Raw genomic sequence first — 17,522 nt, 5'->3', positions numbered from 1 at the left:
TCGGAAACGCTCATCCGGGCAGTTTAGGCAGCAGCGAGGTCGCGTTGTCGTCCACGCCGTAATGGCCGGCCTTCTTCTCGGCCAACTGCTGCGCCAGTGCCAGGCTGGTGACCAACTGCCCCTGGGTGGTGTTGGCGTCGTCGACGGTGGAGATGGTCTGCGCCAGCACCGGGTCGCCCCGGACCACCGCCACCAGGTTGCCGCCGGACGCGCCGGTGCCGGCGACCACCAGCGCGCCGGTCCGGTCGAACTGCTCGGCGACCTTGACCACCGACTCGTCCTTCTTCGCGGAGTCCTTGTCCACGTACGGCTGCCCGCTGACGAGCACCACCGCCTCCGCCGGGCCGGTCACCTTCTCGTCGGTGGTGAGGTATCCGGCGTTGCTGTACGCCGCCAGCACCGACCGGCGGTCGGCCTCGGTGGCCGGGGCCCCGCCGGGACGGTCCAGCAGGACGCTGGCCAGCATCGCGCTGGAGGTCTCCACCCCGTGCCCGTTGCCGGGCAGGCCGGACGCGGGGGCGCTGGGCCGGGCGGCGGTGACGGCCAACTCCATCAGGTTGCTGTTGTTGTCCGGGTTGATGAACTTGTCCTGGAGGTTGACCCGGCCGGTGACGGTGGCCCCGGCGGTCTGGAGCATCTTCAGCACGCCCTCGGTGTGCACCCGCCCGCTGGGCAGGTCCAGCACCAGCACCCGCCGGCCGGTGAGCTTGCCCGGCAGCACCACCTGCGCGATCTCGGCGGCGAACTGCTCCTCCAGCTCCAGTTCCTTCTGCATGTTGCTGACCTGCTGGCGCATCAGCTGGTTGTCCTTGCTCAGCCCGTTGACCCGTTCCTTGAGCGAGTCGGCCACCGGGCCGTTGAGGGCGGCCGTGCCGACCACCAGGCCGATGGCCAGGGCCAGGAAGACCGCGGTGAGGGACACCACGTGGTAACGGAAGTTGATCACGCTTGCAGCCTCTTGATCGGTCGGGGGCTAGAAGAGCTGGCCGAGCTGGAAGACGAAATTGTTCCACCATTCGCTGACCACGCCCAGGTACGCCTTGCCGACGGTGGAGACCGCCACGGCAGAGGCCATCGCCGCCACCGCCGACAGGACCAGCAACAGCAGGGAGGAGCCGGAGATGCTCTGCCGGTATAGCCGGCTGACCCCCTTGGCGTCCACCAATTTCCCGCCGACCTTGAGCCGGGTGAGGAACGTCGAGGCCATCCCGCCCCGGCCCTTGTCGAGGAACTCGACCAGGGTGGCGTGCGTGCCGACCGCCACCAGCAGGGAGGCGCCCTTCTCGTCGGCCAGCAGCATCGCCAGGTCCTCGCTGGTCGCCGCCGCCGGGAAGGTGATCGCCTCGACCCCCAGCCCGGTGACCCGGGGCAGGCCCGGGGCCCGGCCGTCCGGGTAGGCGTGCACGATCACCTCGGCGCCGCAGCGCAGCACGTCGTCGGTGACCGAGTCCATGTCACCGATGATCATGTCGGGGGTGTAGCCGGCCTCGACCAGCGCGTCCGCCCCACCGTCGACGCCGATCAGCACCGGCTTGAACTCCCGGATGTAGGGGCGCAGCACGTCCAGGTCGGCCTTGTAGTCGTAGCCGCGCACCACGATCAGGCAGTGCCGGCCCCGCATCTGGGTCTGGATCTCGGGCACGCCGACGCCGTCGAGGAGCAGCTCGCGCTCCTGGCGCAGGTAGTCCATCGTGTTGGCGGCGAACGCCTCCAACTGCACCGACAGCCCCTCACGGGCGTCGGCCATGGCCTTGGCCACCGTCTCGGCATCCTGGAGGGCACCGTGCGCGACCGGGTCGACGCCGACGAAGACGGTGTTGCCCTCGATCCGGACGGTGTCACCCTCGCGGACCCGCTCGAAGATGCCCTCACCGAGGTCGTCCAGCAGCGGGATGCCGGCGGCGACCAGCACCTCCGGGCCGAGGTTCGGGTAGCGGCCGGAGACCGAGGGCTTCGCGTTGAGGACCGCGGTGACACCGACGGCGACCAGCGAGTCCGCCGCCACCCGGTCCAGGTCGACGTGGTCGATGATCGCGATGTCGCCCGGACGTAGCCGCCCGGCCAGGCGCTTCGTGCGGCGGTCGAGGCGCGCGGTGCCGTGGACGGTGGCCGGTTCCGCGCTCCGGGTCCGGCGCAGCATGGGTATACGCATCGTGACCATCCTGGCATGTGAGGCAGGCTTTTCTGTCGCGACATGCCTGGGCAGGGTCGCCTACCCAGGGAAGCACACCGCAGCGCACATCGGTGTGCCTGCGCTCACTATCGACGTCAGCGGTCAGGGACGCCTTTCCCGAGCCGCGACGGCCAGCAGCTCCTCGGCGTGAGCGATACCCAGATCCGAGTCCGGCAAACCCGCCAGCATCCGGGCCAGCTCACGGGCCCGCTCGGTGTCCTCCACCACCCGCACCCCGCTGGTGGTCACCGCGCCCCCGGTGTCCTTGGCGACCACCAGGTGCCGGTCGGCGAACGCGGCCACCTGCGGCAGGTGGGTGACGACCAACACCTGGTGGCTGCGGGCCAGCCGGGCCAGCCGACGGCCGATCTCCACCGCCGCCTGCCCGCCGACGCCCGCGTCGACCTCGTCGAAGACCAGGGTGGGCGGGCCGCCGGAGCCGGCGAAGACCACCTCGATGGCCAGCATCACCCGGGACAGCTCACCGCCGGAGGCACCACGCTGCAACGGCAGCGACGGCGCACCCGGATGCGCCAGCAGCCGCAGCTCCACCTCGTCGCCACCGTCGGGGCCGACGCCGACGGTGACGTCGTTGACCGGCAGGCTCGGCTCGGACCTGCCGACCGGCCGGGGCAGCACCGCCACCTCGATCCGGGCGTGCGGCATGGCCAGCCCGGCCAGCTCGACGGTGACCTGCGCGGCGAACCGGGTGGCCGCCTCCTGCCGGGACGTCGACACCCGCCCCGCCAGGTCGGCCACCTCGCCGGCCAGCCGGGACGCCTCCCGGTCCAGCTCGTCGAGGAACTCGTCGGAGGTCTCCAGGTCGGCCAGGCGGGTGCGGGCCCGCTCGGCCCAGGCCACCACCCCGTCGACGTCGTCGGCGTACTTGCGGGTCAGCCCGCGCAGCGCCGCCCGCCGCTCGTAGATGGTCTGCAACCGGGCCGGGTCGGCGTCCAGCGCCGCCAGATATGCCGACAGCTCGGCGGAGACGTCGGCGACCAGCGTGGCCGCCTCCTCCAGCCGACCCGCCAGGTCGCCCAGGGAGGCGTCGGTGCCGGCCTGCGCCTCCAGCGTGCGCCGGGCCAGCCCGAGCAGCGCCGTGGCGTCCGGCGTCTCGTCGGTCGGCTCCGCGCCGCCCGCCACGCACTGGTGCGCCGTCTGCGCCGCCGCGCGCAGCCCCTCGGCGTGCTCCAGGCGCTGCGCCTCCGCCTTCAGCTCGGCGTCCTCGCCCGGCTGCGGATCGACCCGGGTGATCTCGTCGAGCCCCAGCCGGAGCAGGTCGGCCTCCTGGTTGCGGGCGCGGGCGTTGCGCCGCCGGTCGGCCAGGTCGTCGACCACGCCGCGCCACCGGGCGTACGTCTCGCGCAGCGCGTCGAGCAGCTTCTCGTGCTCGGGCCCGGCGAAGCGGTCCAGCGCGGCGCGCTGCTCGGCCGGGCGCAGCAGGCGCAGCTGGTCGGACTGCCCGTGCACCGCCACCACCTGCTCGCCGACCTCACCGAGCATCGCCACCGGCATGCTCCGCCCGCCCAGGTGCGCCCGGGAGCGCCCCTCGACGGTGACCGTGCGGCTCAGCAGCAGCGAACCGTCGTCGTCCGGCTCGCCACCGGCGTCGACGACCCGGGCGTGCACGGCGGCGGCGACCCGGCCGGTCAGCCGCAACCGCCCCTCCACCACCGCCCGGCCCGGCTGGGCGCGCACCCGCCCGGCGTCGGCCCGGCCGCCGAACAGCAGGCCGAGGCCGGTGACCACCATCGTCTTGCCGGCACCGGTCTCGCCGGTGATGACGTTCATCCCGCCCGCCAGGGGCAAAGTGGTGTCCTCGATGACGCCCAGTCCGGTGATGCGCAGCTCTTCCAGCACAGCAACCGACAGTAGACGCGAGCCCCGACAATTGACCAGCCGGCGACGTCGCGTGGCGGCCACCGGCGGGGCCTCGTACAGTTCTGCTGCGTGTTGGACGTCATCGGCCTGACCTCGGCGGACGAGGATCTCTACCGCTGCCTGGTCCGGCTGCGCGCCGCGCGGGTCGACGAGTTGGCGGCGCGGCTGCACCGCCCCCGCGACGAGGTCCTCGCCGGGCTCGACGCGCTGCGCGGCAAGGGGCTGGCGGTGCCCACCGGCCCGGAGCCCGACGCGCCGCTGCGCCCGCTGGCCCCGGACATCGCCCTCGGCGCGGCGCTGCTGCGCCGGCAGGAGGCCCTGGAGGCGGCCCGCACGGCGGTCACCCGGCTGACCGAGGAGTACCAGGCCGGGATGCGCCGCCACCACGCCGACCACCTGGTGGAGGTCGTCACGGGCGCGCAGGCGCTGCGCGAACGGCTGCGGGACCTGCAGAACGGCGCCCGCGTCGAGGTGGCCTGGTTCTGCCGGGCGAACCCGCTGACCATGCCGGGCCCGGAGAACGTGGAGGAGTTCGACGCGCTGGCCCGTGGGGTGCGCTACCGGGCCGTCTACGAACGCGACATGCTGCTCGAACCCGGCGCGCTGGCGGACGTCGAGCGGGGCGTCCAGGCCGGGGAACAGGCCCGGGTGCTGGACCGGCTGCCGGTGCGGCTGGCCATCGTCGACGCCACCACGGCGGTCTGCCCGCTGGTGCCGGACCGCGACAGCGGCGAGCTGAGCGCCGCGGTGATCGGCCGCAGCCAACTGCTCGACGCGCTGCTGGCCCTCTTCGACAGCCACTGGCAGATGGCGACCCCGCTGCGCTCCGCCGGCCTGCCCGCCGCGCCCGACGGCGGCCACCACCGGCCCGACGGTGGCGACGACCATCCGCCGGGCGGCGGCCATCCGTCCGAGGGCGCCGGCCATCCGTCCGGCGGCGGCTACCGGCCCGCTGCCGGGGGCTACCGGCCCGACGGCGACGAGGTGCGGCTGCTGTCGCTCTTCGTGGCCGGGGTGCCCGACAAGTCGATCGCCTCCCAGCTGGGGGTGAGTCGACGCACGGTGCAACGCCGCCTCGCCGACCTGATGGCGGTCGCCGGCGTGGACACCCGCCCCGGGCTGGCCTTCCAGGTCGCCCGCCGGGGCTGGATCTGACGCAGCCGGGGTGGCTGCCGAGCCCGCCGCCCGCCGGGGGTGGCACCCATCCCGGCGGGCGGCGGGTGGGGCGGGACTCCTGTCCCGCCCCACCCGGCTCAGCGCAGCCCGTACGCGTCGATCACGGTCTGCTCGACGCTGTCGCCGGCCCGGTCGGCGGCCCGCACCCGCAGCGACACCGCGCCCCGACCCGCCGGCACCAGGGCGGTGAACCGGGTGCCGTGGCCCAGCACCGGCACCGTGCGCCAGGTGCGCCCCCCGTCGTGGGACACCTCGACCCGCACGCTGGTGCCGGTCGGCGCGGGCACCCCGGCCGGCTGGCGCAGGGTCAGCCCGAGCCGGTGCGGCCGGCCGCCGGGCACCGTGCCGCGCACATCGGCGGGTACCCGGTAGTCGACCTGCAGCAGCGGCAGCGGCACGGCGGCGGTCCCGGCCGGCCGGGCCGAGGTGAACTGCCAGGCCGTGTCGGTGCGGGTGGCCCAGCGCCACTGTTCGGAGGAGCGCCGGGTGCTGACGTCCAGCCGGTACCGCGCCGCAGCCGCCGTGGTCGGCACCGGCGTCCAGCCGTCGGAGAGGTCGGCGATCTGCTGCCCGTCCCGGCTGACCCGGGCCTCGACGGTGGCCGACTCCCCGCTCTCGCGGGCCCAGCCGTGGTGCCCGTCGGCGTCGACGAACTCGGGCACCCGCAGGTCGAGACGGTCACCGGTCCGGGTGGGCACCGGCGTGCCCGTGGCCGGCACCGCCGGCCGGACCACCGGGGCGTACCAGCTCTCGGTCTCCCGGTCGTCGGCGGCGTAGCGGCGGGGCTGCTCGGTGAGGCCGCCGACCAGTTTGCTCCAGAGGTCGAACCCGAGGGTGTGCAGCACCCGGTGCTGCCACCAGTTCCCCCCGGCGCTGACGAACTCCTGCCGGGTGGTGCCGGTACGCACCATCCGCCGGCCGTCGTTCCAGGAGTACTCCTGCCAGGGCCGCCAGCCGAAGCGCTGCTCGTTGGCCCACGGCGCACCGGTGTCGCCGTAGCCGACCCGCACCTCGGCGGTGTTGCCTGCGGTCACCCGGTGCACGACCCGCTGCGGCACCCGCCCCTTCGACACCTGCCACACGTCGTACAGGTAGGGGCTCTCCACGGTCAGGGTCAGCTCCAGCGTCGCCCGGCCCTTGCGGGCCGCGGCCAGCAGCCGCTGCCCGTCGTCGTACGCGACCACCAGCGCCGGGATCGGCAGCCGCTCGCCGGTCGGCCGCCAGACCGTCCACGCGCTGGAGTCCGCCGGGCGGACGATCAGCACGGCGGCGGCGGCGACCTGCTCCTCCTCTTGACATCCTCTCCGCCCTAAAGAAGGGCGGAGATTCCCTCCACGCTGCGCGTGGAACACGCAACGTCCGGGTGGGTTACCGCTTCACGGCGCGGTGCCGGCACGGATGCCGGTCTTACCTGCGCTCCACGGTCGTTGAGGTCCGCCCGTCCGGCGGCCCTGATGTTCTTGGCGGCGTTGACGTCCCGGTCGTGGTGGCTGCCGCACGGGCAGCTCCACGATCGGACGTCGAGGGTCATCTTGTCGTTGACCCGGCCGCAGTCGGAACACATCCGGGTGGACGGGAAGAACCGGTCCACCCGGGCGAAGGTGCGCCCGTACCTCGCGGCCTTGTACTCGAGCATGGCGGTGAAGCTGGTCCACCCGGCGTCGTGGACGCTCTTGGCGAGCCGGGTCCGACCGAGACCGGTCACGCACAGGTCCTCGACGTACACCGCTTGGTTGTCACGGATGATCGTCGTGGACAGTTTGTGCTGCCAGTCCCGCCGGGTGTCCGCCACCCGGGCATGTGCCCTGGCGACCTTCACGACGGCCTTCTTCCGGTTGTTCGACCCGCGCTGCTTGCGCGAGAGGTCCTGCTGCAACCGGCGCAGCTTGCGGGCCGCACGGCGCAGGAACGTCGGGGCGGTCACCTTGGTGCCGTCCGAGAGGACTGCGAAGTGCGTCAAGCCCAGGTCGATACCCACTTCGGAGTCGACCGGCGGTAGGGGTTCATCGGTGGTCTGCAGGACGAACGAGGCGAAGTACCGGCCCGCCGCATCCTTGATCACTGTCACGCTCGACGGGTCGGACGGCAGGGAGCGCGACCACCGGACCGGCACATCCCCGACCTTCGGCAGCCGCAACCGGCCGTTGTCGAGCACCGTGAACCGGGAGTTCTTCGTGAAGCGGATCGCCTGCCGGTTGTCCTTGCGAGAGCGGAAGCGGGGCGGGGCCATCTTGCGGCCCTTGCGCTTGCCGGACAGGGAGTTGAAGAAGTTGCGGTAGGCGGTGTTCAGGTCGGTGAGGGCCTGTTGCAGCACCACCGCCGACACCTCGCCGAGCCACGCCCGTTGCGGGGTCTGCTTGGCCTCGGTGATCAGGCGGCGGGACAACTCCCCGTCAGACAGGTACTTTTCGCCAGCCTCCCGGGCCTGCTGACGCAGGCGCAGCCCGTCGTTGAACACCACACGAGCGCACCCGAACGCCCTCGCCAACGCTTCACGCTGGCCGGAGTCCGGGTAGAGCCGGTACTGGTACCGGAGCTGCACCCCCACACAATACCATTGGTCTATGGCCGAAATTAAAGAAATCCGCACCGGCAGGCACTGCGTTTTCGCTCTGCACGCTCATTTGGTCTTCGTAACGAAATTTCGCCACCAGGTGTTCGGTGACCGGCACCTCGCCCGGATGGAGGAGATCATGCGGGCGGTGTGCGCCGACTTCGACACCGAGCTGGTCGAGTTCAACGGCGAGAACAACCATGTCCACCTGCTCGTCACCTTCCCGCCGAAAGTCGCCCCCGCCAAACTGGTCAACAGCCTCAAGGGCGTCTCCTCACGCCGCCTGCGGCAGGAATTCCCCGACCTCACGCGCCACTACTACCAGGCCAACAAACTGTGGTCAGGCTCGTACTTCGCCGGCTCCGTCGGCGGGGCACCGCTGAGCGCCGTGCGTCAGTACATCGAGCAGCAAAATCGCCCGGTCTAAAGCACTGCTCGGGCCTTGGCGGCCCGCACAGCACGGGCCTTCACCCCCGGCCTGAAGGCCGGAGCACTGGCCCGCATCCCGGTAGCGTTCCGGGTCGGCGGTGAGCAGCGCGGCGGCCCCGCGCACCCGGGTCAGCTCGGCGGGGGTGCCGGTGCCGGCGGAGACCAGCGGCAGCTTGCGCCGGCCGGTCGGGGCCGGCGAGGTGCCCAGCAGGTTGATGTCCAGCGGGCCGGCGACGCCACCGACCTTCGCGGTCACCATCGGCGCGACCAGCTGCCAGCGGGAGGCGAACTCGAACTCGCCCTCGCGGACCTGGCGGGTCGGCGTGACGTTGACCCGCTGGATGTTGCTGAAGGCCATCACCCCGTGGTCGATCTGGCGACCGTTGCCGAAGACCCGGTGGGTGTAGTAGCTGAGCATGGCGCGCTGCTCGGTGGGCCTGGGCGTCTCGATCCGCACCGGCGTGCCCTTGCGCGGGTCGAGCACCACGGTCAGGTCCCGGTCGACGACCAGTTCCGGCTCGACGATCTGGGTGTGCTGCTCGTCCAGCCGGCCGCCGTGCTCGACCAGCGCGGTCGCCAGGTACGGGCCCTCCTCGACCCGCAGGGTGACCTCGCCGTCGACCCAGCCCGAGTAGTCGGACTCGGCGTGCTCGCCCATGAAGGTCACCGCCGTGGAGAAGGTCGGCCGGCCCTGCATGTCCAGCACCCGCAGGGTGACCTGGTGGGACCGGCCGCTGAGGGTGAGCGCGACCGGGGTGCGCACGGCGACACCGTCCGCGCCGGTCGCCACGAGGTGCCCGCCGTGCGGCCCCCGGGCCAGCTTCGCCGGGTCGGCCCGCAGCGGCACGGCCGCGCTGCCGCCCGCCGGCACCGTCACCGTGTCGGCGCCGACGGCGATGCCGTCGGCCTCGGCCGCGCCGCTGTCCAGGTTGCGCAGTTCCAGGGCCAGCCGCAGGGTCTGCGGGGCCGAGGTGCCGTTGGTGTACGTCACCGCGCGCTCGGCCGCCGCCCCGCCGATGCTGAGGCGGCCGAAGTCGGCGGTGGCCGAGGCGTACAACCGCTGGTGCAGTGCCCGTGCCACGTCGACCCGGCCGCCGCCCTGCTCGAACACGGTCAGCGCCGCGTTCGCCCGCGCGGTGCTGACCAGCGCGTCCTTGAGTCTCCCGGCCGGCCAGTCGGGGTGTTCCTGGGCGAGGATCGCGGCCGCGCCGGCCACGTGCGGGGTGGCCATCGAGGTCCCCGACATGCTCGTGTACGACTCGTCGACCGGCGTACCCAGGGTGGTGCCGGCGGCGCGGGCGGCGACGATGCCCACGCCCGGCGCGGTGATCTCCGGCTTCAGGCCGGCGTCGCCGACGCGCGGCCCCCGGCTGGAGAAGTCGGCCAGGTTCTCGTCGCGGTCCACCGCGCCGACGGTGAGCGCCGCGGCGGCCGCGCCCGGCGTGCCGACGCTGCTCGGGGCGCCCTCGTTGCCGGCGGCGACCACGAAGAGCGCCCCGGTCCGGGCGGTCAGGTCGTTCACCGCCTGGCTCATCGGGTCGGTGCCGTCGGTCGGGGTGCCGCCGAGGCTCATGGTGACGACCTTCGCGCCGGAGTGGGCGGCCCACTCCATGCCGGCGATGATGCCCGAGTCGTAGCCGGATCCGCCGTCGTCGAGCACCTTGCCGACCAGCAGCCGCGCGCCGGGCGCGACGCCCTTGCGGGCGGTGCCGGAGGCGGCACCGCTGCCGGCGACGGTGGCCGCCACGTGGGTGCCGTGGCCGTGCCCGTCGCCGGCGCTGCCGCTGTCGGAGAAGTCCCGCGCCTCGATGATCCGGCCGGCCAGGTCCGGGTGGGCGGCGTCGACGCCGGTGTCCAGCACGGCCACCTTGACGCCGCTGCCGTCCCGGCCGGCGGCCCACGCCGCCGGTGCGCCGATCTGCGGCACGCTGTGCTCCAGCGCGGGGCGGACCCGCCCGTCGAGCCAGACGCGGGCGATGCCGCCGCCCAGCCGTGCCGTGCCGGCGGTCCGGGCCGCCGGGCCGCCGGCCAGGGTGCTCCACAGCCCGCCCAGGTCGGTCTTGCCGACCCGCAGCGCCGCGCCGTTGATGCTGGCCAGGGGGCGGGTGTCGGCGGCGACGGCCAGCGGCCGGACCCGACCGGCGGCCGGCTCCCGGTAGCGCACGATCAGCGGCAGGGCGTCGCCGGCGGCGTCGCCGTAGCCGTTGGTGGCCAGTTCCTGCACGTCGAAGAGGTTGGCGTCGAGCACCCCGGCGGAGACGTAGGGCACCACGTCGCTGGGCAGCACCCGCAGTCCGCCGTCGACCTGCACCGTCTGGAAGACGACCCGCTCGCGGCCGGCGCCGGGGTGGACGGTCGCGGCGACCCGGCCGGGCGCGGCCTGGACGAGCTCGACCTGGTCCCCGGTGATCAGGGTGATCCGCACCGGCGTGCCGCCGGGGGCGGTCGGGCCCGGCTGCGGGCCGGTGGTGGGCCGGGCGGGCGGCTCGGCGGACGCCGGTGCGGCGAGTCCGACGACCAACGCGCCGACCGCGCCGGCGACGAGCCAGCGTGGGGGCCTCTGCATGCGATGCGCTCCTCTGCTCCGAAGGCCGACCTCCCGGGGAGATCAACCGTTCGGAGTCTGCGTCGCCGCAGGCCACGGGGTCACTAGCTGCGCCCCGCCGCACCGGCGACATGTCGCCAGGTGGACAGCGGCGCGGCGTCGACAAGCGCGAGACCGGCGGCCCGAGGGCGACAAGCGCAGGGTCAGCGCGCGAGGTCGACAGGCGCGGGGGTCAGCGGCGTGAGCCCCGCCAGCCGTGCACCGGCAGCCCGAACTTCGCCACCAGCCGATCCGTGAACGGGCGGTCGCGCAGCCGCACCACCCGCACCGGCAGGGTGCCGCGCCGCACCGTCACCTGCGCGCCCGGCGGCAGGTCGTAGACCCGGCGACCGTCGCAGCAGAGCACGGCCAGGGTGGTGAACGGGTCCACCGTGATCGAGAACGTCGACGTCGGCGCGGTGACCAGCGGCCGGCTGAACAGCGCGTGCGCGCTGATCGGCACCAGCAGCAGCGCCTCCACCTCCGGCCAGACCACCGGCCCGCCGCCGGAGAACGCGTACGCGGTGGAGCCGGTCGGGGTCGCGCAGATCACCCCGTCGCAGCCGTACCGCGACAGCGGCCGGCCGTCGACGTCGACGAGGAGCTCCAGCATCTGGGCCCGCTCGCCCTTCTCCACGCTGATCTCGTTGAGCGCCCACGACTCGATGGTCGGGCCGCCCTCGAACTCGGCGGTGACGTCGAGGGTGAGCCGTTCGTCCACCGTGTAGTTGCGGCCGACCACGTCGGCCACCGCCACGTCGAGGTCGTCGATCTCCGCCTCGGCGAGGAAGCCGACCTTGCCGAGGTTGATGCCGAGCAGCGGGGCCTTCGCCGGGCGGGCCAACTCGGCCGCCCGCAGGAACGTGCCGTCCCCGCCGAGCGCGAAGACGATCTCCGCGCCGTCGGCGGCCCGGGGCCCGAGCACCGGCACCACACCCGGCAGGTCCAGGTCGTCGGCCTCCTCGGCCACCACCCGCACCTCGAACCCGGCGGCGATCAGGTCCGCCGCGACCGCGCGGGCGTGCTCGGTGCTGCGCCGCCGCCCGGTGTGCGTCACCAACAACGCGGTACGACTCACCGGCCCCGCCCTTCGTCCACGCCCGCACGGGCCCACCGCACCGCGCGCACCCGAGCCCGCCCCGCGACCGTGATCGTGGGGTGCGCCGGCTCACACCTCGCGTTCACCCTGCCTCCTCCTCCGGGGCCCCGGCCGGCTCGCCGCCGGACGGGGACGGGCCCTGCGGGCCGGCCGCGACGACGGCGCGTACCCGCTGCGGGTCGGCCGCCGGTGCGCCACGGCGTAACCATACGAAGAACTCGACGTTGCCGCTCGGTCCGGGCAGCGGGCTCGCGGTCACGCCGGCCAGGCCGAGGCCGAGCGTGGCCGCCGTCGCCGCCACGTCCAGCACCGCCTCGGCGCGCAGCGCCGGGTCGCGCACCACCCCACCGGCGCCGACCCGTTCCCGCCCGACCTCGAACTGCGGCTTCACCATCAGCGCCAGGTCGCCGTCGGTCACGGTGCAGCCGGCCAGCGCCGGCAGCACCAACCGCAGCGAGATGAACGACAGGTCGGCCACCGTCAGGTCGACCGGTCCGCCGATCGCCTCCGGGGTGAGGTTGCGCACATTGGTCCGCTCCAGCACCCGTACCCGGTCGTCGGTGCGCAACGGCCAGGCGAGCTGGCCGTACCCGACGTCCACCGCGACCACCTCGGCGGCGTCGGCGCGCAGCAGCACGTCGGTGAAGCCGCCCGTCGACGCGCCCGCGTCCAGGCAGCGGCGGCCCGCCACCTGCAGCCCGCCCGGGGCGAACGCGGCCAGCGCGCCGGCCAGCTTGTGCCCGCCCCGGGAGACGTACTCCAGGGCGGGGTCGGCGCCGGTGACCAGCAGCGGGTCGGCGGGGTCGACCAGCGCGGCGGCCTTGCGGGCCGGCACCCCGCGCAGCAGGACCCGACCGGCCTCCACGAGCGCGGCGGCCTGCTCGCGGGAGCGGGCCAGGCCGCGACGGACGAGTTCGGCGTCGAGACGGTTGCGGCGTGCCATGAGGGGGTGGGTCTCCGGTCGGGTCAGGCCTGATCGATGGTGGCGAGGGTCTCGCGCAGCGTCTGGTACGCCGCCTCGTACTGCGGGATCTGGTCGGCCGGGGAGAGCGCCGCGGCGTTCGCCATCGCCTGGACGGCCGCGTCCACCGCCGGGTGCCGGGCCTCCCCGGCGTCGTCGACGGTCGGGCCCGGCCGGGGGCCCGGCGGCGGCGCGGGCCGACCCCCGGGCGGCGGCCCCGGCCGGAACGGCGCGCTCACCGCGCGCTCCGACCCGGCACCGGTACGCTCACCCGGCACCGCCCGACTGCCGCTTGGGAGCCGCCTTCTTCGCCGGCGGAGCCGGCTGCCCGCCGTCGGTGTCGGTGTCGGTGCGGCTCACCGTGGCCGGCGGCTTGCGCGCCACGGCCTTCTTCGCCACGGCCCGCTTCGCGACCGCCTTGGTCACCTCGCCGCTCTCGTTCTCGGTCTCGTTCGTCGCGACGGCCTTCTTCGCCACGGCCTTCTTGGCGATCGCCTTCTTGGCCACCTTCGGCGTCGCCGCGCTAGCGGCGGGGCCGGTGGGCTCCGCCGAGCCGGGGGCCGCCGGGGTGCTGGCCGCCGCGGCGGTGGGGGTGTCCGTGGCCGTCGGCCGCGCCGCAGCGGGCCCGGCGGACGACGGCGCGGGTGCGCCTTGGTCTCCCGGGCCAGGGCGCGCGGGCCCGCCGAGGGCGCTCGCGGGGGTCGCCTTGGCCTCGCGGAGCTGATGCTCCAGCTCGTGCACCCGCCGGGTCAGCTCGGCCACCTCGTCGGCGGTGGCCAGCCCCACCGCGCCGAGCGCCCGGTCCACCTCGAAGCGCACCAGCTTGGTCAGCGCCTCCCGGTTGGCCACGCCCGTCGAGACCAGCTCCTCGGCGAGGGCCTGAAGCTGGGCGGTCGTCGCCTCGCCGGAGCCGACCAGCCGCCGCACCGCGTCCTGGGCCTTCTTCCGGGGCGTCTCCGTCAGGCCCATGGCCATTCCGAGGTAGGCGCGCCACGCGTCCTGCATGCCTGAGTCCTTCCACGGGGGTGACATTGCAGGTGTCACGCTACCGGGCGCCGCGCGCCGCCCGGTGCGGTACGGTGCCGGGAAACGGACGTGGCGGTGTGAGGAGACGATGTGGCCAGCGTGGACGAGTGCCGGCAGGCGTTGCAGGACCTGGCCGCCCGGCTGGACCACAACGCCGAGACCGTGCGGGAGCGCATCGACCTGGACCGGACCCTGGCCTGCCGGGTGACCGACCTGGGCACCGCCTTCCACGGCCGGCTCTCCGGCGGGCGGCTGCTCGACCTGACCGACGGCGACGACCCGAAGGCGAAGATCGCGCTGAGCACCACCGGCGACGACCTGCTCGCCCTCGTTCGCGGCGAACTCGACGTCACCCGGGCGCTGGCGGCCCGGCGGGTCTCGATCAAGGCGAACCCGTTCGACCTGATGAAGCTCCGCAAGCTGCTCTGAGCCGCGCGGCCACGGCGAGACGGGCCGAAGATCAGTCGCTCAGGCCGAGCGCGGTCAGCGCCTCGGTGGCCTCCGGTGAGCCCGCCCGGACCACCACGTCGCCGGCGGCTGTCGCCCAGGCGACCGCACAGAGCGCGGCCAGGGCGTCCAACGAACGCCCCGCCCCGGTCAGCTCCAGCCCGCCGCCGTCGGTCACCGTGACCGACCAGCCGCCGGCCTGGGCGGCACCGGGGACCCGGACCACCGCCGCCGGGTCGAAGAGCCCGGCCAGGTCGGCCGAGACGTAGGTCGGGCGGCGCTCCGGCGGGGCCGCCAGCAGCTCGGCGACGTCGCTGACGCCGGTGAGCACCAGCAGGCTCTCCAGCCCGGCGCGGCGTGCCCCCTCGATGTCGGTGTCCAACCGGTCACCCACCACCAGGGCACGCCCCTGACCGGCCCGGCGGGCGGCGGTGGCGAAGAGCGCCGCTTCGGGCTTGCCCACCACCACGTCCGGGTCGCGGTCCAGCGCGGTACGCAGCACCGCGACCAGCGACCCGTTGCCCGGCAGCGGGCCGCGCCCACTGGGCAGGGTCCGGTCGGTGTTCGTGGCGACCCAGGTGGCACCCGCCCGCACCGCCAGCGACGCCTCGGCGAGCTCCGCCCAGCCGACCTGCTTGCCGTACCCCTGCACCACCGCGGCCGGGGACTCGTCGGCGCTGTCCACCGGGCGCAGCCCGGCCGCGCGGACCTCGGCACGCAGCGCCTCGGCCCCCACGACCAGGACCGCCGAGCCGGCGGGCAGCCGCTGCGCCAACAGTTCCGCGGCGGCAGCGGCGGAGGTCAGCACCTCCTCCGGGGTGGCGGAGACGCCCATCCCGGTCAGCAGGTCGGCGACCTCACTGGAGCGGCGCGACGCGTTGTTCGTGGCGTAGGCGACGGCCCGGCCCTCGGCCCGCAGCCGGGCGACCGCCTCGACCGCGCCGGCGATCGGCCGGTCGATCAGGTAGATCACCCCGTCGAGGTCGAAGACGACCAGCGAGTACCCGTCGACCAGCCGATCACCGGCGTCCGTGCTCACCGCTGGTCCGCACCCGGCTCGCGGTCGTCGGTCGGCTCCGCGCCACGAACCGCCTCGGTACGCGCCGAAGCGGCACCCGACTCGCCGTCGGTCGACTCGCCGTCGGCACGCCGCTCGGTCCCGTGACCACGGTCGTCCTCGTCGTCCTCGTCCTCGTCGAGGTCGTCGTCCTCGTCGTCCTCGTCCTCGTCGAGGTCGTCGTCCTCGTCGTCCTCGTCGTCGAGGTCGTCGTCGTCCTCGTCGAGGACGTCGTCCTGAGTGTCGGAGGAGCGGTCGGCGCCGCCGGTGAGGTCGGCGTCCGGCTCGGCCGGCACCGCCCCCGGGCTCCCCGGGCCGGAGGCGATCTCCTCGGCCGGGTCGTCTTCCTCCTCGTCGCCCTCGATGAGCACCCCGTCGAGTTCGAGCAGCCGCTCGGCGGCGTCGGTCTCGCCGTCGGTGTCCAGCTCGGACGCCCGGGAGAACCACTCCCGAGCTTCCTCGCGCCGGCCCACGGCCAGCAGCGCGTCGGCGTACGCATAGCGCAGCCGGACGGCCCACGGCTCGGTCGCGTCGTTGCTCAGCTCGGGCACCTGGAGCATCGCCACGGCCGCGTCCTTCTGACCGAGGTCACCGCGCGCGCCGGCGGCCACGATCAGCAACTCGATCGCGACGGCCTTATCCAGCTTGTCCTGGTCCGCGCCCCGGAAGAGGTCGACCGCCCGTTCCGGACGCCCGAGCGCCCGCTCGCAGTCCGCGAGCACCGCCAGGTGACTCTGCAACCCGGTCATCCGGTGGTACGTGCGCAGCTCGGCGATCGCCGACTGCCACTCCCCCGCGTGGTACGCGGCCAGCCCGACCGCCTCACGGACCGCCGAGATCCGCGACGCGAGCCGCCGGGCGGCCATCGCGTGCGCCAGCGCCTCGGTCGGGTCCTCGTCGATCAGCTGCCCGGTCGCGACCAGGTGCCGAGCGACGGTCTCCGCGACCGGCTTGGCCAGCGAGAGCAACTCGGCGCGGACGGTGGAGTCGAGGTCGGTCGCGACGATCTCGTCGGGCAGCACCGGCGCGTTTCCGGCACGGTCGGCCCCCGCCGGACCTGAACGGTCCCGGTGGTCGTCCCGGCTGTCGCGGGGACCGCCGGTGTGGCCGCCCTCCCGTCGCCGGTCCTCGAAGCCACCTCGGTCGTCCCGACGCGGGCGCTCGCCCTGGCCACTGCGGTCGCTGCCACGGAAGCCGCCCTCACGGCGGTCACCGCCGCTGCTGAATCCACGGTCACGGGAATCCCCGTCCCGACGGAAACCACCCTCGCGGGGCGGACCGGAACGGTAGCCGCCCTCGCGGCGCTCGCCGCCACCCTGGTAGCCGCCCTCACGGCGATCGCCACCACGGAAACCACCGTCGCGCGACCCGCCCTCGCGGGGAGGACCGGAGCGGAAGCCGCCCTCGCGACGGTCGCCGCCACCCTGGTAACCGCCCTCACGACGATCGCCACCACGGAAACCACCCTCGCGCGAGCCACCCTCACGAGGACCGGAACGGAAACCACCCTCGCGGCGATCGCCGCCACCCTGGTAACCACCCTCACGCGGCGGGCCGGAACGGAAACCACCCTCGCGACGGTCACCGCCACCCTGGTAACCGCCCTCGCGGCGGTCGCCACCACGGAAGCCACCGTCACGCGAGCCACCCTCACGGGGAGGACCGGAACGGAAGCCGCCCTCGCGGCGGTCACCGCCACCCTGGTAACCACCCTCACGCGGGGAACCGGACCGGAAGCCGCCCTCGCGGCGGTCGCCGCCACCCTGGTAACCACCCTCACGCGGCGGACCCGAGCGGAAACCACCCTCGCGGCGCTCGCCACCACGGAAACCACCCTCGCGGGGGCCGCCTTCACGACGGTCGCCGCCACGGAAACCACCCTCGCGCGAACCACCCTCACGGGGACCGGAACGGAAGCCACCCTCGCGGCGGTCACCGCCACCCTGGTAACCACCCTCACGCGGCGGACCCGAGCGGAAACCGCCCTCGCGGCGATCGCCGCCGCCCTGGTAACCGCCCTCGCGGCGGTCGCCGCCACGGAAACCACCCTCGCGCGAGCCACCCTCACGGGGACCGGAACGGAAGCCACCCTCGCGGCGGTCACCGCCACCCTGGTAACCACCCTCACGCGGCGG

The 17,522-nt window shown here is 74.4% G+C and carries 16 protein-coding genes; 4 read left to right on the top strand and 12 right to left on the bottom strand.

What is annotated here, in order from left to right; all coding sequences use genetic code 11:
• Positions 1–10 precede the first annotated feature (10 nt).
• The 3 genes from ACLQ2V_RS27515 to recN all read right to left on the bottom strand — a co-directional run bounded on the left by ACLQ2V_RS27515 (position 11) and on the right by recN (position 4,033).
• Positions 11–946 carry a copper transporter gene (locus tag ACLQ2V_RS27515; protein ID WP_425721508.1) on the bottom strand — a complete coding sequence of 312 codons (936 nt, stop codon included), beginning with the start codon at positions 944–946 and terminating at the stop codon, positions 11–13.
• Positions 947–973: 27 nt separating this feature from the next.
• A complete protein-coding gene (steA, locus tag ACLQ2V_RS27510; RefSeq protein WP_425721506.1) occupies positions 974–2,152 on the bottom strand; it encodes a putative cytokinetic ring protein SteA in 1,179 nt (392 codons plus the stop codon).
• Between the two features lie 123 nt (positions 2,153–2,275).
• Positions 2,276–4,033 (bottom strand): DNA repair protein RecN, encoded by a 1,758-nt coding sequence (gene recN / locus ACLQ2V_RS27505; RefSeq protein WP_425721504.1) that lies wholly within the window; start codon positions 4,031–4,033, stop codon positions 2,276–2,278.
• Positions 4,034–4,123: 90 nt separating this feature from the next.
• On the opposite strand from recN, the gene ACLQ2V_RS27500 reads away from it, so the two are divergent.
• The gene (locus tag ACLQ2V_RS27500) at positions 4,124–5,209 is read left to right on the top strand and encodes a TrmB family transcriptional regulator (RefSeq protein WP_425721502.1); all 1,086 of its coding nucleotides are present in this window, start codon (positions 4,124–4,126) and stop codon (positions 5,207–5,209) included.
• A 98-nt stretch (positions 5,210–5,307) separates the two neighbouring features.
• Here ACLQ2V_RS27500 and ACLQ2V_RS27495 read toward each other — a convergent pair whose 3' ends face one another.
• Together ACLQ2V_RS27495 and ACLQ2V_RS27490 are read right to left on the bottom strand one after the other, a co-directional pair.
• Positions 5,308–6,495 (bottom strand): hypothetical protein, encoded by a 1,188-nt coding sequence (locus tag ACLQ2V_RS27495; protein ID WP_425721500.1) that lies wholly within the window; start codon positions 6,493–6,495, stop codon positions 5,308–5,310.
• Between the two features lie 44 nt (positions 6,496–6,539).
• Positions 6,540–7,772 carry an RNA-guided endonuclease InsQ/TnpB family protein gene (locus ACLQ2V_RS27490; protein WP_425721498.1) on the bottom strand — a complete coding sequence of 411 codons (1,233 nt, stop codon included), beginning with the start codon at positions 7,770–7,772 and terminating at the stop codon, positions 6,540–6,542.
• A gap of 22 nt (positions 7,773–7,794) precedes the next feature.
• On the opposite strand from ACLQ2V_RS27490, the gene tnpA reads away from it, so the two are divergent.
• On the top strand, positions 7,795–8,211 hold the full coding sequence (tnpA, locus tag ACLQ2V_RS27485) for an IS200/IS605 family transposase (RefSeq protein ID WP_425721496.1): 417 nt from the start codon (positions 7,795–7,797) through the stop codon (positions 8,209–8,211).
• Here tnpA and ACLQ2V_RS27480 read toward each other — a convergent pair.
• The 5 genes from ACLQ2V_RS27480 to ACLQ2V_RS27460 all read right to left on the bottom strand — a co-directional run bounded on the left by ACLQ2V_RS27480 (position 8,125) and on the right by ACLQ2V_RS27460 (position 13,862).
• Positions 8,125–10,779, bottom strand: coding sequence for a S8 family serine peptidase (locus tag ACLQ2V_RS27480; protein ID WP_425721494.1), 2,655 nt, complete (start codon positions 10,777–10,779; stop codon positions 8,125–8,127). The genes tnpA and ACLQ2V_RS27480 overlap by 87 nt on opposite strands.
• 211 nt (positions 10,780–10,990) lie before the next feature.
• Positions 10,991–11,875 carry an NAD kinase gene (locus tag ACLQ2V_RS27475; protein ID WP_425721492.1) on the bottom strand — a complete coding sequence of 295 codons (885 nt, stop codon included), beginning with the start codon at positions 11,873–11,875 and terminating at the stop codon, positions 10,991–10,993.
• Between the two features lie 103 nt (positions 11,876–11,978).
• Positions 11,979–12,839 carry a TlyA family RNA methyltransferase gene (locus tag ACLQ2V_RS27470; RefSeq protein WP_425721490.1) on the bottom strand — a complete coding sequence of 287 codons (861 nt, stop codon included), beginning with the start codon at positions 12,837–12,839 and terminating at the stop codon, positions 11,979–11,981.
• A gap of 23 nt (positions 12,840–12,862) precedes the next feature.
• Positions 12,863–13,096, bottom strand: a complete 234-nt coding sequence (locus ACLQ2V_RS27465; protein WP_425721488.1) for a hypothetical protein — start codon at positions 13,094–13,096, stop codon at positions 12,863–12,865.
• 28 nt (positions 13,097–13,124) lie between these two features.
• Complete coding sequence (locus tag ACLQ2V_RS27460) at positions 13,125–13,862, bottom strand: phasin family protein (protein WP_425721486.1); 738 nt, start codon at positions 13,860–13,862, stop codon at positions 13,125–13,127.
• Between the two features lie 111 nt (positions 13,863–13,973).
• Between ACLQ2V_RS27460 and ACLQ2V_RS27455 the strand changes: the two genes are divergently transcribed.
• Positions 13,974–14,312 (top strand): SCP2 sterol-binding domain-containing protein, encoded by a 339-nt coding sequence (locus ACLQ2V_RS27455; protein WP_425721484.1) that lies wholly within the window; start codon positions 13,974–13,976, stop codon positions 14,310–14,312.
• Positions 14,313–14,343: 31 nt separating this feature from the next.
• Here ACLQ2V_RS27455 and ACLQ2V_RS27450 read toward each other — a convergent pair whose 3' ends face one another.
• Together ACLQ2V_RS27450 and ACLQ2V_RS27445 are read right to left on the bottom strand one after the other, a co-directional pair.
• Positions 14,344–15,369 carry an HAD-IIA family hydrolase gene (locus ACLQ2V_RS27450; protein WP_425721482.1) on the bottom strand — a complete coding sequence of 342 codons (1,026 nt, stop codon included), beginning with the start codon at positions 15,367–15,369 and terminating at the stop codon, positions 14,344–14,346.
• Positions 15,366–16,253, bottom strand: coding sequence for a Replicase polyprotein 1ab (locus tag ACLQ2V_RS27445; RefSeq protein ID WP_425721535.1), 888 nt, complete (start codon positions 16,251–16,253; stop codon positions 15,366–15,368). Before ACLQ2V_RS27445 ends, ACLQ2V_RS27450 begins: the two co-directional genes overlap by 4 nt.
• A gap of 237 nt (positions 16,254–16,490) precedes the next feature.
• On the opposite strand from ACLQ2V_RS27445, the gene ACLQ2V_RS27440 reads away from it, so the two are divergent.
• On the top strand, positions 16,491–17,522 hold a 1,032-nt coding region (locus tag ACLQ2V_RS27440; protein WP_425721481.1), incomplete at its 3' end, for a hypothetical protein.

The organism is Micromonospora sp. DT233 (assembly GCF_049841815.1).
Classification (GTDB): domain Bacteria; phylum Actinomycetota; class Actinomycetes; order Mycobacteriales; family Micromonosporaceae; genus Micromonospora.
The sequence above is the reverse complement of the archived record's forward strand: the minus strand, read 5'-3'. Positions and strand labels throughout refer to the sequence as shown.

Bases quoted from the DNA above. Each gene is read 5' to 3' on its own strand.
- steA (WP_425721506.1), bottom strand. From the start codon at position 2,152: ATGCGTATACCCATGCTGCGCCGGACCCGGAGCGCGGAACCGGCCACC.
- ACLQ2V_RS27445 (WP_425721535.1), bottom strand. From the start codon at position 16,253: ATGGCCGCCCGGCGGCTCGCGTCGCGGATCTCGGCGGTCCGTGAGGCG.
- ACLQ2V_RS27470 (WP_425721490.1), bottom strand. From the start codon at position 12,839: ATGGCACGCCGCAACCGTCTCGACGCCGAACTCGTCCGTCGCGGCCTG.
- tnpA (WP_425721496.1), top strand. From the start codon at position 7,795: ATGGCCGAAATTAAAGAAATCCGCACCGGCAGGCACTGCGTTTTCGCT.
- ACLQ2V_RS27480 (WP_425721494.1), bottom strand. From the start codon at position 10,779: ATGCAGAGGCCCCCACGCTGGCTCGTCGCCGGCGCGGTCGGCGCGTTG.
- ACLQ2V_RS27460 (WP_425721486.1), bottom strand. From the start codon at position 13,862: ATGCAGGACGCGTGGCGCGCCTACCTCGGAATGGCCATGGGCCTGACG.